This window comes from Providencia sp. PROV272, from assembly GCF_049901975.1.
Classification (GTDB): domain Bacteria; phylum Pseudomonadota; class Gammaproteobacteria; order Enterobacterales; family Enterobacteriaceae; genus Providencia; species Providencia stuartii.
This window is the reverse complement of the sequence record NZ_CP096291.1, coordinates 2586764-2601926: the sequence shown is the minus strand read 5'-3', so window position 1 is coordinate 2601926 and position 15163 is coordinate 2586764. Positions and strand designations below refer to the sequence as shown.

Below are 15163 nucleotides of genomic sequence, written 5' to 3'. Positions count from 1 at the left end.
AAGATTTTTCAGTGTTTCATTCTGATATTTCTCATTATCTATACGATAAATAAATTCGATTAGAATTTTAAAAAACAAAAACTGCACCTTAATCAGTCGTGTTGCAACTTTTGGGGTGCAGTCAGTGGATAATTTTATCTTAAATTATGCTAATGTAAATTAGACGTGTTTTAGCTCACCATCATCCTCTTGGTTGTAGATGGTTTTGTCAGTTTCACCCATTAATTGGCTAGTGACCGTGCCCGCTGTCATAGAGCCGCTGACGTTGAGGGCGGTACGACCCATATCAATCAGAGGTTCGACGGAGATCAGTAAGGCAACCAGTGTGACAGGTAACCCCATAGCAGGGAGTACAATCAGCGCGGCAAATGTTGCACCACCACCAACACCAGCAACCCCTGCTGAGCTAACAGTAACAATCCCAACTAATGTCGCAATCCACAGTGGATCAAATGGGTTAATGCCCATGGTGGGGGCAACCATAACAGCTAACATAGCGGGATAGATACCAGCACAACCGTTTTGACCGATTGTCGCGCCAAATGAAGCCGAGAAGCTGGCGATAGATTCAGGAACACCAAAGCGACGAGTTTGAGTTTCAATATTCAGAGGAATACTGGCGGCACTCGAACGGCTTGTGAACGCGAATGTTAATACAGGGCCTGCTTTTTTGAAAAACTTAATAGGACTGAGGCCTGTTACCGCAATGAAAATACCGTGAACGATAAACATCAGTGCTAGTGCGACGTACGACGCTATCACGAATGTGCCTAGATTAATGATGTCTGATAGGTTAGAGCTTGCAACAACCTTGATCATCAACGCCATGACACCATAAGGTGTTAAGCGCATAACTAGACGGACGAGTTTCATTGCCCAAGCTTGCAGCACATCGATAGCCGCGAGCGCTTTTTCACCACGTTGTTGGTCATCTTTGAGTAATTGCAGAGCAGCAACCCCCAAGAAGGCAGCAAAGATAACCACGCTGATAATAGATGTTGGGCTAGCGCCCGTCAGATCAGCAAATGGGTTTTTAGGAATAAATGATAAAATAAGTTGTGGAACAGTTAGATCAGACACTTTGCCCGCATAATTATTTTGAATTGCATCAAGGCGAGCAGTTTCTTGTTGACCTTGAACCAAACCTTCGGCAGTTAAGCCAAAAAGATTTGCAATCAAAATACCAATAAGTGCGGCTATTGCAGTGGTTAATAACAGTGTTCCGATAGTTAAGAAACTGATTTTACCTAACGATGATGCCTTGTGCAGACGTGCGACCGCGCTCAGTATCGATGCGAAAACTAATGGCATAATCACCATTTGCAATAGCTGTACATAGCCATTACCCACGATATTAAACCAGAGAATAGAGTCTTTCAGTGTTTGGTGATTAGTACCGTACACCAAATGGAGAGCGACGCCATATGCCACACCAAAAACCAGACCTAATAGAACTTTTTTCGACAGGCTCCAGCCTTTTGCCCCTAGTTTTGCCAGTAGTATGAGCAGTGCTACAAAGACAAGCACATTAATAATTAAAGGAATATTCATTCCGAACTCCAATCGCAGTTTTTTGAATTATGTTATTAGCGCTGTAAACCTTAAAGGTTATAAGGAATTAGCTCATCCTAACAACTGGTTATATGTTATCAGCAGATAAAAGACAATTCTTATACTGAAAAGTAATAACTTATGATGAATGATGCTTACAGTATATTACAAAATAGATGACTATGTAGACATGCGTATATCTATTTGATTATGAATATATTTTATTATGCTTTCAAATTGGCTATGAAAATCAAAGCTATAACTAACGGGTATAAAGCAAGCACAAACAGCCAAAACGATCGCGATAAAACGTTCTGCACGTTTATTTGACTTGCTACGCAGTAACGGAAAACAAAAACGAAAAGGCAGAGGCCATAAGAAGGGAACTCCGGAAGGGGTGAGTATATCAGCCACTAAATGGCTCATATAACCCAGTAAAAATGCTTGGATCAAATCATTAGGAATAGGCCAGTTGGCCGGTAGCCATTGGTAACAGGCGAGCACTAATAGTAGCCATGCGATTAAACTGTGTGTAAAACCTCGATGGCCACATAATTTGGAAATCGGCAGGGAAAGGATCCTTAACATCCGGCCGGGTATCGATGAAGGGTGGTCGATATCGGGGAGTAATGCCCCCAATAGCGCACCTGGCACCATATGCAGCCAATCACCTTGAGCAAGCTCAGGTGTGATCTCTAGCTTATGTGCCATTATTAATGAGGCGACAGAAAATAGCAGGTGCCCTTCAGCGGTCATGGTGGATAAATTACCATCTGTTTATCTATACAGTTAGGAGGGCAGTATAAAGCGTTTAAAAAGAATATGATAGGGCTAGAAATGCAAAAAACTCTTAGTTATTAGCAAATAACATCAGAGTTTTATACTTTTATGTAATATCCCTATCAAAACGTGATAGGGACGGGCGAAAAAAGCGGCAATAAATAATTAACGCAAATATTTTTCGGTGAGTTCATTAAGTGATGCGAGTTTAACATCCGCTAATCCCCAACGCGGATCATGAAAATGCTGTTGGTCAGGAACAACGATTGAGTGCATTCTTGCCGCTTTTGCAGCAATCATACCGTTAAAGGAGTCTTCTAGTGATACGCAGTGGATGGGTTTTGTCTCCAGTAAAGCAGCTGCATTGAGATAAACTTCAGGGTGCGGTTTACTGTGAGGTAAATCAGCCGCCGAAACAACCGCCGAAAAATAATCACGGATCTCAAATAAGTTCAGTACTTTCTCTAACATGTATTGCGGCGAGGCAGAGGCGAGGGCGATATTCAATCCCATTGAACGGCATAGTTCTAATGCGTGATGCACACCGGGAAGGAGGGGACGCTGCTCTTCAACTAAGCCAATAACACGATCAATAATCATCTGTTCGACTTCTTTTAGGCTATGTCCTTGCCACGGAGAAGCGTGATACCAAAGCTCTACGACATGGTCGATTCGTAAGCCTAGTGTATCGGGTAGTTTATCAGCGATGGATAGGTCGATGCCTAATTGAGTAAAAATTTCACGCTCCCCTTGCGCCCAAAAAGGCTCAGAGTCAATCAGCAAGCCATCCATATCAAAGATAACAGACTGGATGGATAAGTTGTGGTACATGTCAAAACTCCATTCATGTATGTGTGACCTTGCCATGTTTCAAGGTGTTGTATGCAGTAACAGGATTGACCCAATTAATTTGTCACCGTATCAATTCAAGGTATTGCATATCATCTGAAACTGATAGCCCTTTATTGCGATGAGTATTGTAGCAAGTCACTGACTGATTATATATATCGAAACGGTCATCTTTATCTTGAGTGTGAACGTTCCCCAAAAGTTGGATCTTTATGAAACTATTCAGTTATGGATTGAAAATGCTCGATAACATGGCTGAGATATCAACACAGCAATCCATATCCGACACAAGGGAATATGGGAATGACAAGCTCCCCTAAATCCGTCATATCGCGGTTGCGGTCTAAGAAGTGGGCAGCTTTGCCACTGACGACAATGGGCAGTCACGAAAGCGCAAGTTAAATAATCTGAAATTGCGAGTATCCGTATTATTCCTTGTGGTAAATTTGGTGGCTTTATAAAAATTCAGTTATGATTAGTTATAAAAAAATTTTTAGAGGGTCAATAATGAATTACCAGACTGCAAGTTATGTCGCAATCGGCAAGCGTATTATCGGTTGGATTGTTTTTCTTGTAGCATTGATTTCCACTTTAGCGTCATTAGTCAAATTGGCGGGTATGAAAGGGTTAGAAGGAGAGGGTATTAATGCAGTAGCCAATGATTTTATTAAATTAATGGCTGAAATGACGCGCCAAAGTACACCGTTTCTTAATGTCTTCTGGAACAACTCCCCAGTACCTCAAGTTGCCAATGGTTTTTCAGGCGCGAATATCGGCTTTATCATTATCTTTCTTTTTATCTTTGTTGGCTTAGCACTAAGCGCTTCTGGCTTACGCATGTATCGACAAATTAAATTTATTCGTGAAAGCCTCGAAGATCACGTGATATTGGAAAAAGCCAAAGGAAATGAAGTCTCGAAAGAAGAGCTTGAGGCTAAAGTGACGATCCCTCGACACACCATATTTACCCAATTCTTTATTCTTTATTTTTCGCCAATCGCATTCGGTATAGTTATCTATTTGGCATTAAAGTTGCTGAATTGGTAATTATCTGGCCCAGTCAGGCATCGCTGGGCCAACACCGTCATTATTTCTCGCCAATTAACTCATCGATAATGGTACGTGCGTGCAAATAGCTTTTTTCAAGGCCAAAAATATTGGATTGGCAAAGTAGATAATAAAGTTGATAAATAGGTTGCCTTTCGAGGAAGCCCGAAGGTAAAGGCCACACACTTTGGTATCCGTCAATAATTTGGATGGGTAACTCTGGGTATAAAGGCAACATTGCCATATCACATTCTCTATCCCCCCAATAGCAGGCGGGATCATATAAAATACCATTCTGCTCTTGTGTCATAGCGCAGTTGGCAGGCCACAAATCCCCATGAAGTAAGGAAGGTTGCGGTTGATGTCCTGTCAGGCGCTCTTTGACAATATCAACGATCTGCTGAATATCGCCAAAGACCATTCCTTTCTCAGCGGCAATTTGTAATTGCAAACCAATACGTTTTTCGGCGAAGAAAGAGTTCCACCGTTTTTCCCAACCATTTGGCTGAGTGATGGTGCCTAACATTGTATCAAAGTCAAAACCATAGCTCGGTTGCTCTTCCCATTGATGTAGGTGGGCTAATTGCTGGCCGAAACGCCATGCGTTAGTTGCATCAAAACTTTTTAAAGGAAAATATTCTAATAGCAGAAAGCTGTGGTGTTTATTACTCCCTACACCATACACTTTAGGCACGGTGATGGTTTTGCTTTTGGCAAGCATTTCAAGCTGTTCGGCTTCTTGTTTAAATAAAGGCAGAAATTCACGCAGATTCTGTTTGACGAAAATGGTATGGTCACCGTAATCGATTTTCATCGTGTGATGAATATCACCCCCAGAAAGTATTTCTTTGTTATGAAGTTCTGCTTCACCTAAGTGTTCGCTTAATAAACGGTACATTGCTTGCCACATGATACACCTCGCTTTGCTTTGGTCTTCACTAACACGATTCTATAGCGACAGTTTAGGAATTAACAGCAATAATTATTTAAAAAGAAGAGCCTATCACGAAATGGCTCAACTATAACATTATGTTGAATGGATTATTTTAGATATTCATTATTATCGATATATTGTTTTTAAATTAATAACTAGTCATAAATAAATATTGAAATAAGACTATGAATATATTTCAAATGTTATTTTTCTTTTTTAAAAAATAAAGCCTTATTGTAATGACTATTATTTGCTATATTTTCTAATGAATATAATAAAATTAATTTTATACATAATTAGATTGTAATTATTCGATGTTTATTTTTTGCAATATTTAAATTAAAAAGAGTAATGAAAATGAAAGAGAAAATTGAAAATTACACTGGTCCTGCCGCTGGCTGGGGCGCGGTAAAAGCCGTGGCTGAAGCTATTCGAGGCCAAATGGAAATTGGTCATGATGTGATTGCTATGTTTGAAATGAATAAGCCTCAGGGGTTTGATTGCCCTGGTTGTGCATGGCCTGATCCTAAACATTATGCCTCCTTCGATATATGTGAAAATGGCGCAAAAGCCATGTCATGGGAAGCAACATCGAAAAGAACCACACCTGAATTTTTTGCAAAACATTCAGTAACTGAATTATTAAAGTGGGATGATTACGATTTAGAAAATGAAGGTCGTTTAACGCATCCAATGAAATATAATCCGCAAACTGACCATTATGAAGTGATTGAATGGGAAGAAGCCTTTGCACAAATAGGTAAACATTTATCTGGCTATGCCGACCCTAATGTGGTCGAGTTTTATACCTCTGGGCGCACCTCAAACGAAGCTGCGTTTTTATATCAACTGTTTGCAAGAGAGTACGGAACGAATAATTTCCCTGATTGTTCCAATATGTGCCATGAACCAACGAGTGTTGGACTTGCTGCATCTATTGGGGTGGGTAAGGGCACTGTGTTATTGGAAGACTTTGATAAAGCCGATTTAGTGATCTGTATTGGTCATAACCCCGGCACTAACCACCCAAGAATGCTGAGCTCATTGCGTGAAGTGTCAAAACGTGGTGCAAAAATTATCGCGATCAATCCGTTAAAAGAACGTGGGTTGGAACGGTTTGAGTACCCACAAGATCCTGTTGAGATGCTGACTTTAGAGTCAACTCAATTAGCCCAACACTATTATAAAGTACGCATCGGTGGCGATACCGCATTAATAAAAGGCGTGATGCGTGTTGTTATTGAGCAGCATGAGGCTGCGGTCGCACAAGGTAAATCGCCTATATTAGATAATGAGTTTATTCAGTCTCACACTGCCGGTTTTGAGGCACTCAAACATGATGTGATGTCGACGCGTTGGGAAGATATATTACGTGTTAGCGGTCTAACTCGTGATGAAATCGAACAAATAGCCCAATTATATATTGAGGCGGATAGCACGATTATTTGTTATGGAATGGGGATCACTCAGCACCAGCACGGTACACAAAATATTCAGCAATTAGTGAATCTGCTGCTGCTCAAAGGGAACATTGGACGTGAAGGGGCCGGCATCTGTCCTTTACGTGGGCACTCCAATGTACAAGGAGACCGTACTGTTGGGATCACCGAAAAACCAAGCCAAGCTTTTCTCGATAAAATCGAACAACGGTTTGGTTTTAAACCCCCAGCTAAATTTGGCCATGCCGCTGTCGCGAGTATGCAAGCTATTTCTCAAGGAAGTGCGCGTGCATTGATCTGTATGGGAGGTAATTTAGCGGTTGCGATGCCGGATCAGGATGCCTGCTATAGCGGTATGAAAAAATTAGACTTAGCAGTGCATGCAGCGACTAAACTTAATCGCTCCCATTTGTTGACAGCCAAAAACACATTCCTATTCCCCGTATTAGGGCGTACTGAACGGGATGAACAAAAAACCGGACCACAAAGTATTACCGTTGAGGATTCTATGTCGATGGTACATGCCTCGCACGGTAAGCTAAAACCGGCTAGCCCTCACTTGAAATCAGAGTGTGCCATCGTAGCCGGTATGGCTAAGGCTACATTGCCAAATACTAAAGTAGAATGGGATGAGTTTATCGATGACTACGATAAAATTCGTGACGCGATGGAGGCGGTGTTACCGGGTTTTGAAGATTATAACGCGCGGATCCGTGTGCCCGGTGGTTTTCACTTAACCAATGCGGCTGCAGAGCGACGCTGGTTGACGTCATCAGGAAAAGCAAACTTCATTACGACGCAAGGCGTTATTGAAGACCCTAAATCAGCGGTGAATAGCGAATTAGTCTTGGCGACAGTACGTAGCCATGACCAATATAACACCACTATCTATGGACTCAATGACCGCTATCGCGGTGTTTTTGGCCAACGTGATGTGATGTTTATTAGCGAAGCACAGGCTAAGAAACAGAACTTAGCCGCAGGCGATAGAGTCAATATTATTGCACTGGATAGTGAACAAAAGCGCACTCATCGCCGCTTAGATAACTTAAAAGTGGTTATCCATGATATGGCTGATCGCTGCGTGGCGACCTATTTCCCAGAAGCGAATAACTTAATTGCGTTGGATAATTTTGACCCGCAAAGTGGTATTCCGGCTTACAAAAACATTCCAGTGGTACTAGAAAAAGTGGATGTAGCGTCTTAACACCATCTCTTGATGACATAGAGACAAAAGCCACCCTTAAGATGATTGGGTGGCTTTTTATTTTGCTTATTATCGCTAACAGCGCATTAGGCCGACTGTAACTTTTCTTGCGGTAATTTCGCTTTTTTGCGCGCTAAGACCATTTTGCTATAGAGCAGGGCAATGATGAAATAGATGGCTTGAGTAATAACAATACAAGGGCCTGTAGCACCGTCAATGTGGAAACTGACAATGGTTCCAATCACACTAGAGGTGACGGAGGCAATCACGGCCACAAAGAGCATCCACCCAAAGCTTCGACATAGGACAAAAGCGATGATGCCCGGGGAGATAAGCATCGCAATGACTAAGATGATCCCAACCGCTTGAAGCGAGGCGACAATGGTAAGGGCGAGCAATGAGAGCAGACCATAATGGATCAACTTCACAGGCAGGCCAATCACACGCGCTTGATTAGGATCAAAGCAATACAGCATAAAATCTTTACGTTTTAGTAAGATAATAGCGATGGTAATGCCTGCAAACCATAGGTTTTGCTTAAATTCGGCATCGGTAATACCAAGAATATCCCCAAATAGGATATGAGTAAGATGCTGCTCGGTATCGATTTTGGCAAACATCACTAAGCCGACGGCGAACATGCCTGAAAAGACAATTCCCATCACAGTATCTTCTTTGATACGACTATTCTCTTTGAGGTATCCGGTGGCAAATGCACAAAACAGGCCCGAAACAAATGCCCCAATAGCGAGTGGTATACCCGCAACAGAAGCAATAACAATCCCCGGTAATACAGCATGGGAGATGGCATCCCCCATTAATGACCAGCCTTTAAGCACTAAAAAGCAAGATAAAATCGCACAGACTGCACCTGTCACGATAGCCGTAATAATCGCTTTCTGCATAAACGGGAAAATAAACGGTGCCGTTAGTAAGTCAATAAAATCACTCATTAGAGGCTCCTTGTTGTTTTATTTTATGCAGGTTCTCGACTTCCTGTTTTGCCTTACGACGAGAAGCAAAAATGCCGTGTTTTGGCGCAAAGAAGAATGCCAACAAGAAAATAACCGTTTGAAGCGTCACAATTAAGCCGCCAGTTGCCCCATTGAGGAAATAGCTGGCATAAGCACCAATCGCGCTGGTGGCAGTACCAATAGCGACTGCAATGATTAATAAACGCTTAAATTGGTCAGTGAGTAGATAAGCTGTTGCCCCGGGAGTTACCACCATAGCAATAACTAAGATTGCGCCAACCGTTTGTAATGCAGCTACCGTACAAGCACTTAGTAGAGTAAAAAAGATAATTTTTAAGCGCAATGGATTCAAGCCAATTGAACGAGCGTGGCTTTCATCAAAGAACACGGCAAGTAAATCCTTCCATAAAGCCAGTAGCACGATAAAGGAGATGGCGATAATAATTTCAACCTGCAATACATCGGCGTCGGCGATACCTAAAATATTACCGAAAATGATGGTTTGCACATTCACTGAGGTTGGGTTTAAAGAGACGATTAATAGCCCCGCGGCAAAGAAAGTTGAAAAGATAAAGCCGATAACGGCATCTTCACGTAACCGAGTAATATGCTTAATAAAGGTCATGGCTAGGGCCGCGAGGATCCCCGTAAAAAAGGCGCCGGCGGCATAGGGTAAGCCTAACGCATAAGCTCCGGCAACACCCGGTACAACGGAATGAGAGAGGGCATCGCCCATTAATGACCAACCTTTGAGCATTAGGTAAGCTGAAAGAAATGCACAAACGGCACCCACAATAGCGCTTACCCAAATGGCTTTAACCATATAGTTGTACTCGAAAGGTTGCAGTAACAACTCGATCATACTGGATCCTTAGGCTGGTTTGTTCTAACGGGGGCATTGTGGTCATGACCATAGAAAACGGCGGCGCGTTCATCATCGGTAATCACCGTGACAGAGCGTGGATCGTCGTCGTCATGCAGCTCTTGACCTGAAAGATTGATATGGCGTAGCACACCACCAAAAGCCACTTGCAAATTCTTTTGGGTAAATGTGGTTTCAGTCGGACCACTTGCGAGTACGGTGCGATTAATCAAAATGACTTGGTCACAAAACTCAGGCACACTCCCTAAGTTGTGAGTAGACACCAAAATCAGGTGGCCTTCATCACGTAGGCTACGTAACAGGTCAATAATGGCGTTTTCTGTTTTAACATCGACCCCTGTAAAGGGTTCATCAAGTAGGAGCACTTTACCTTGTTGGGCTAGCGCACGAGCTAAAAAGACGCGTTTTTTCTGCCCGCCAGAAAGCTCGCCAATCTGGCGATGCTCTAACCCTGCCAAATCTACACGTTCAAGTGCTTTTTTTACCGCTTCTTTGTCTTCACTTTTAGGAATACGAAAAAAGCCCATTTTGCCGTAACGCCCCATCATCACCACATCGGAGACAAGCACAGGAAAGTTCCAATCCACTTCCTCTGTTTGAGGAACGTAGGCAATAATGTTTTCTTTGAGAGCCTCTTTGATTGGCTCACCATTGAGCGTGACACTGCCAGATGATGGGGTGACTAGCCCCATGATCGTTTTAAATAAGGTGGATTTACCACTGCCGTTGACGCCAACCAATGCACATATTGATCCGCCTGTAATATCAAAACTTGCATCATAAATTGCAGTGTGACCGTTGTTGTAAGTGACAGTGGCATCATCCACAACCAAATTAGGGTGTTCAAAGCGTTTCGAGTTACTCATATTACTGATCAAATCCTTTCGCTATAGTGTCAACGGTTGTATTTAACAGTTCGATATAGGTTGGTACTGGGCCATCTGCGGTTGATAGTGAATCTACATAAAGGACTCCACCGTATTTTGCCCCAGTTTCTTTACTAACTTGGCGTGCTGGTTTGTCTGAAATTGTACTTTCGCTAAATACCACAGGGATATTATATTTACGTACAGTATCAATCACATTTTTAACTTGTTGTGGCGTTCCTTGTTCTTCCGCATTAATTGGCCAGAGATAAGCTTCTTTAAAGCCATAATCTTTTGTTAAGTAGCTGAAAGCGCCTTCACTTGAGACTAACCAACGTTTCTCTTCAGGGATACGGTTGAGTCGCTCACGCAGTGGAGCATCAAGTTGTGCGATCTGTTCAGCATATTTTTTCGCATTTTGGTTGTAGATTTCTGCGTTTTCTGGATCATACTTAACCAATGCTTTGCGAATATTTTCGATATAAATTTGGGCGTTTGCAGGTGACATCCATGCGTGTGGGTTCGGATTCCCCTTATATTCGCCTTCACGAATTGGCATAGGGTCAATCCCCTCAGTGACGACAACAGCAGGAACATTTTGGAAATTTTCAAAGAAGCGTTGGAACCAGACTTCAAGGTTTAAGCCATTCCATAAGATCAGGTCGGCATCATAGGCCTTCATGATATCTTTTGGTGTTGGTTGGTAACCGTGGATTTCAGCGCCAGGCTTGGTAATCGATTCCACAACGGCGGCATCCCCTGCGACGTTTTGTGCGATATCTTGAATAATGGTAAAAGTTGTGACGACCTTAAACTTTTTAGCTAATGCAGGTTGACTGATTAGTAAAATAGTAGATAAAGCAAAGACAGCAGAAAGTAGTGGTTTAGACAGTAGAGATAGTGTTTTCTTCATTATTCAGACCCTGACATCATTGGCTTAGTGGATTTTTTAATTACCCTGTTACGCATAAAAAGAATAGCAGGAGTAAAAGTCAATTGATAATGATTATCAATATCAACTGGATAAAGTCAAGACAAAAAGTGTGTGATTTTTCTATTATTGTGATTACTTTTTTCAATGACTAAAACATGTCTTGAAGTAAAAGTTAAGTAAAAATTATTTTATTTTTCTTACTATTAGTTATTCTTCCGTCAGTTTTATTAGCAGAGGATATCTCGGTGAAAAAAAATATCAGTGGCGCATTGGTATTTCTGTTGCTAGCGGGTTGCTCTAGTGAACCAGAAAAACAAGTATCAACACAACGGATGTTAAATAAAAGTAGCAATTTATCAACAGTGCAGCAAAATATTTCCTTTCCTCGTACGCCATTTGATGAGTTCATTCGAGAGTCTGCGAGTCGTTATAATGTTGATGAAACCTTAATTCGGGCCATCATTGAGGTTGAATCAAATTTCCGGCCGGATGTCGTCAGTAAGTCGAATGCGATTGGTTTAATGCAAATCAAAGCTTCAACTGCGGGGCGTGATGCATATCGTTACCAAGGGAAATCAGGGGAGCCTTCAACGCGAGATTTAAAAGATCCGAGAAAAAATATTGATATTGGCACAGCTTATATTCGGATATTAAAAGAGCAACACCTTGCTGGGATTAACAATCCCCAAACGATGTACTATGCGACTGTCGTGGCTTACGTCAATGGTGCTGGCGCCTTGTTAAGGACATTTGATAATGATAAAGGCAGAGCTATCGCGATGATTAATCGATTGACACCTGAAGAGTTTTATCAACACGTTCAAACGAAACACCCAGCGCCTCAAGCTCCGCGTTATTTATGGAAAGTCAAAAATGCCTATAATTCATTAGCCATGAATTAATGATGTGCCGCCACTAAATGTGGGAGTTGCGCGACAATCTCAACGATACCGTTGATAACAAACTGCACTCCCATACAAATTAATAAGAACCCCATTACCCTTGATATCGCATCAATTCCACCATTACCTAACCATTTCATGATAGAAGTGGCACCTCGTAATGCTAACCAAACAATTAAGCTAACAATGAAAAAGGTGATTACCGGAGCGACTTTTAATACCCAAGGGGCAAAGCCAACATCACCTTGTAAAGAGGCCGCTGAGCTAATGATAATAGCGATGGTACCTGGCCCGGCAGTACTCGGCATGGCAAGGGGAACAAACGCAATATTAGGTGATTTCTGACGTTTTTTAGAGACGGTTGTGTCATCAGGTGTTAAGGCACTGGTATCATCGTTATTCTCACCGCTAGGGAATAGCATACCAAAACCAATAAATGCCACAATTAACCCACCAGCAATGCGTAATCCGGGAATCGAAATACCAAATGTATTCATCACTAATTGCCCTGCGTAGAAGGCAATAGTCATGATCGCGAAAATATAAATAGAAGCCAAAAGTGATTGATGGTTTCGCTGCTCTTTGGTCATGTTGCCAGACAAACTCAGCATCACTGCAATTGTTGTCAATGGGTTGGCAAGAGGAAGTATTAAAACCAATCCAATACCGATGGCCTGAAATAGCTGAAGAAAATCATTCATAATAGGCAAATTAAGCTCTTAATGGAGGTTAAAATTCAGTGCGAATTGGCACTATAGCAAAAATTATGCACAGATGCCCTGTAAAACCGCTTATCTCGCTACACAATCTCTGATATATCACGCGATAAAGTTACCAATCTTATTGTGATGATTTTTTTAAGATTTAAAAAGAAGTAGTTGTACACATTAACTGTGGATAACATTCGCATTCTATTGTGAATAAGTTGATTTACTCTTTTTATAACAGTGAGATATAACAGTGAGCTAAAAAATGTTCAATTTTTAAGATAAAAAAAACCCTTTTTATGGGGGACATAAAAAGGGAAAGGGCATCTATTAGTAGGTTGTCAAAATTTCGATATGGTTAAGTTATACCGTTAATTTTGTTATTTACTTACTGGTTATGTAAATTCATTAAAAGAATACGTGTACAATTATTTATTAGTGAGCGAGGGAGAAAAAATGCTAATTGGAATCAATCATTTAACTCTAGCCGTTAGTGACATACAAAAAAGTATTTCTTTTTATCAGACGGTATTAGGAATGCAGTTACATGCAAGTTGGGAGCGAGGGGCTTATTTAACCTGTGGTGCACTATGGGTATGCCTTTCTTATGACCCGATGAGACAAGAGGTTGCTGCTGCAAAGCGTCGTGATTACACCCATTATGCTTTTACGGTGTCAGCTGAGGATTTTTCGGATATCGTTGAAAAATTGCATCAAGCCGGCGTGACTGTCTGGAAAGATAACCGCAGTGAAGGTGACTCCTTCTATTTTTTAGATCCAGATGGTCATCAATTAGAAATTCATGTTGGTTCATTAATAGATAGATTAAAGAGTTGCCGCAAAAAGCCGTACGACGGAATGGTATTTTATTCATAGTCAATACACCGCGGCGAATAGGTGATAACACAGGTGAAAGTTATAGGGAAACATTATGTCTATTCAAAGTGTAGCGACTGTTGGTGGGTTGGAACAACAATTAGATTGGTTATTAATCGACTGTGTAAACAGCGGGGCTTCGATTGGATTTATTGCTCCAATAACACAGGTTGAAGCGCGCAATTATTGGCAAACAGTTGATCAAGGCTTGCAAACCGGTGAACGTTTATTACTCGTAAAATTAGTCGACAAACAGTTAGCTGGGGCAATTCAACTTTCATTTTGCGCAAAGGCAAATGGTCGCCATCGGGCAGAAGTTGAAAAACTCATGGTACACACAGCTTTTCGTCAGCAAGGCATAGCTAAACAGTTGCTTCTCGCTGTGGAGCAGGTAGCGCTAAGCCATCAACGAACATTACTTGTATTAGATACTCGTACAGGTGATGTTGCTGCACATCTGTATCGCCAACTAGATTATATTGAGGTGGGCGAAATTCCTCATTTTGTATCGAATGCTCAACAGGAGTTTGAAAGTACAACTATCTTCTATAAGCACTTAAGTGTAAACGTATCATCTTAATTTGCTTACTTTTATTAGCCTATTAATATTGCTAGAGTTTTCTTTACAAACTATTTTTTATTATAAATATTGCTTTACGCCCTATGCACTATGCTAACTAAAGTCAAACAGGTAAGTTTTGGGGTTGTAAATGAAAAATGTAATGACGGCTCTGACGGCATTCGTCATGCTAATGGGAGTCGCAATAGCTGCACTGCTTATTGTTTTTCCGCAGCAATGGAAGCAGGACATCTATCCTAGTGTAGCAAGTATTTTGCCTGAATCTATTAATGCGCTAATGCCAAGCTGGGGTGCGGATTATAATGCATGTGACAGTTTAGAAAGTAATTTGCAAACCTTTGCCGAATATTTAAAGACAAATGAAGATGTTGTCAACGTTAAAGGTATGAATGGACTGGACGACCAATTGAATGCCATACGCTCACGGGTTGAGAGTATGCCAGTACAAGTACGGAAATTAGTTTGCCAACAAGAATATGCACGCTTAGAAGGGTTAAAAAGTGTGTTCTTTTTGGGAAATAATTAGCGTTAACTTAATCAAAATAGTGCAGAAAATATCGCAGGGATAGAAAGCAAAATTTGTTATTTAAAACATCTTACATGATCTGTGTTAGTCTAAGTATGCCGTGTTGAT

The 15163-nt window shown here is 41.3% G+C and carries 15 protein-coding genes; 6 read left to right on the top strand and 9 right to left on the bottom strand.

Going from position 1 to position 15163, the window contains the following annotated elements; translation table 11 throughout:
* Positions 1 to 159: 159 nt before the first annotated feature.
* The 3 genes from M1E93_RS11930 to hxpB form a co-directional block, all read right to left on the bottom strand.
* On the bottom strand, positions 160 to 1551 hold the full coding sequence (locus M1E93_RS11930; protein ID WP_004919037.1) for an L-cystine transporter: 1392 nt from the start codon (positions 1549 to 1551) through the stop codon (positions 160 to 162).
* Positions 1552 to 1731: 180 nt separating this feature from the next.
* On the bottom strand, positions 1732 to 2307 hold the full coding sequence (locus M1E93_RS11925) for a metal-dependent hydrolase (RefSeq protein ID WP_004919040.1): 576 nt from the start codon (positions 2305 to 2307) through the stop codon (positions 1732 to 1734).
* A 189-nt stretch (positions 2308 to 2496) separates the two neighbouring features.
* Positions 2497 to 3162 carry a hexitol phosphatase HxpB gene (gene hxpB, locus M1E93_RS11920; protein ID WP_104873415.1) on the bottom strand — a complete coding sequence of 222 codons (666 nt, stop codon included), beginning with the start codon at positions 3160 to 3162 and terminating at the stop codon, positions 2497 to 2499.
* 525 nt (positions 3163 to 3687) lie between these two features.
* On the opposite strand from hxpB, the gene M1E93_RS11915 reads away from it, so the two are divergent.
* Positions 3688 to 4227, top strand: coding sequence for a YniB family protein (locus tag M1E93_RS11915; RefSeq protein ID WP_014658188.1), 540 nt, complete (start codon positions 3688 to 3690; stop codon positions 4225 to 4227).
* 40 nt (positions 4228 to 4267) lie between these two features.
* Here M1E93_RS11915 and M1E93_RS11910 read toward each other — a convergent pair whose 3' ends face one another.
* Positions 4268 to 5137, bottom strand: coding sequence for a fructosamine kinase family protein (locus M1E93_RS11910; protein ID WP_004919048.1), 870 nt, complete (start codon positions 5135 to 5137; stop codon positions 4268 to 4270).
* A gap of 381 nt (positions 5138 to 5518) precedes the next feature.
* On the opposite strand from M1E93_RS11910, the gene M1E93_RS11905 reads away from it, so the two are divergent.
* On the top strand, positions 5519 to 7807 hold the full coding sequence (locus M1E93_RS11905; protein ID WP_014658189.1) for an FdhF/YdeP family oxidoreductase: 2289 nt from the start codon (positions 5519 to 5521) through the stop codon (positions 7805 to 7807).
* Positions 7808 to 7893: 86 nt separating this feature from the next.
* On the opposite strand, the gene M1E93_RS11900 is transcribed toward M1E93_RS11905, so the two are convergent.
* The 4 genes from M1E93_RS11900 to M1E93_RS11885 are packed head-to-tail and all read right to left on the bottom strand — an operon-like array spanning position 7894 to position 11443.
* Complete coding sequence (locus M1E93_RS11900; protein ID WP_004919051.1) at positions 7894 to 8760, bottom strand: metal ABC transporter permease; 867 nt, start codon at positions 8758 to 8760, stop codon at positions 7894 to 7896.
* Positions 8753 to 9643, bottom strand: a complete 891-nt coding sequence (locus tag M1E93_RS11895) for a metal ABC transporter permease (RefSeq protein ID WP_004919054.1) — start codon at positions 9641 to 9643, stop codon at positions 8753 to 8755. Before M1E93_RS11895 ends, M1E93_RS11900 begins: the two co-directional genes overlap by 8 nt.
* The gene (locus M1E93_RS11890) at positions 9640 to 10530 is read right to left on the bottom strand and encodes a manganese/iron ABC transporter ATP-binding protein (RefSeq protein ID WP_014658190.1); all 891 of its coding nucleotides are present in this window, start codon (positions 10528 to 10530) and stop codon (positions 9640 to 9642) included. Before M1E93_RS11890 ends, M1E93_RS11895 begins: the two co-directional genes overlap by 4 nt.
* A 1-nt stretch (position 10531) precedes the next feature.
* Positions 10532 to 11443: a metal ABC transporter substrate-binding protein gene (locus tag M1E93_RS11885; RefSeq protein ID WP_004919060.1), complete on the bottom strand. Its 912-nt coding sequence runs from the start codon at positions 11441 to 11443 to the stop codon at positions 10532 to 10534.
* 266 nt (positions 11444 to 11709) lie between these two features.
* On the opposite strand from M1E93_RS11885, the gene M1E93_RS11880 reads away from it, so the two are divergent.
* The gene (locus M1E93_RS11880) at positions 11710 to 12366 is read left to right on the top strand and encodes a transglycosylase SLT domain-containing protein (protein WP_004919061.1); all 657 of its coding nucleotides are present in this window, start codon (positions 11710 to 11712) and stop codon (positions 12364 to 12366) included.
* On the opposite strand, the gene M1E93_RS11875 is transcribed toward M1E93_RS11880, so the two are convergent.
* On the bottom strand, positions 12363 to 13067 hold the full coding sequence (locus tag M1E93_RS11875; protein ID WP_004919062.1) for a MarC family NAAT transporter: 705 nt from the start codon (positions 13065 to 13067) through the stop codon (positions 12363 to 12365). The two genes, M1E93_RS11880 and M1E93_RS11875, sit on opposite strands and share 4 nt — an antisense overlap.
* A gap of 462 nt (positions 13068 to 13529) precedes the next feature.
* On the opposite strand from M1E93_RS11875, the gene fos reads away from it, so the two are divergent.
* The 3 genes from fos (at position 13530) to M1E93_RS11860 (ending at position 15055) form a co-directional block, all read left to right on the top strand.
* Complete coding sequence (fos, locus tag M1E93_RS11870; protein WP_036943857.1) at positions 13530 to 13949, top strand: fosfomycin resistance glutathione transferase; 420 nt, start codon at positions 13530 to 13532, stop codon at positions 13947 to 13949.
* Positions 13950 to 14004: 55 nt separating this feature from the next.
* Positions 14005 to 14529, top strand: a complete 525-nt coding sequence (locus tag M1E93_RS11865; RefSeq protein WP_053110851.1) for a GNAT family N-acetyltransferase — start codon at positions 14005 to 14007, stop codon at positions 14527 to 14529.
* A gap of 142 nt (positions 14530 to 14671) precedes the next feature.
* A complete protein-coding gene (locus M1E93_RS11860) occupies positions 14672 to 15055 on the top strand; it encodes a hypothetical protein (protein ID WP_426206951.1) in 384 nt (127 codons plus the stop codon).
* Positions 15056 to 15163: the final 108 nt, after the last annotated feature.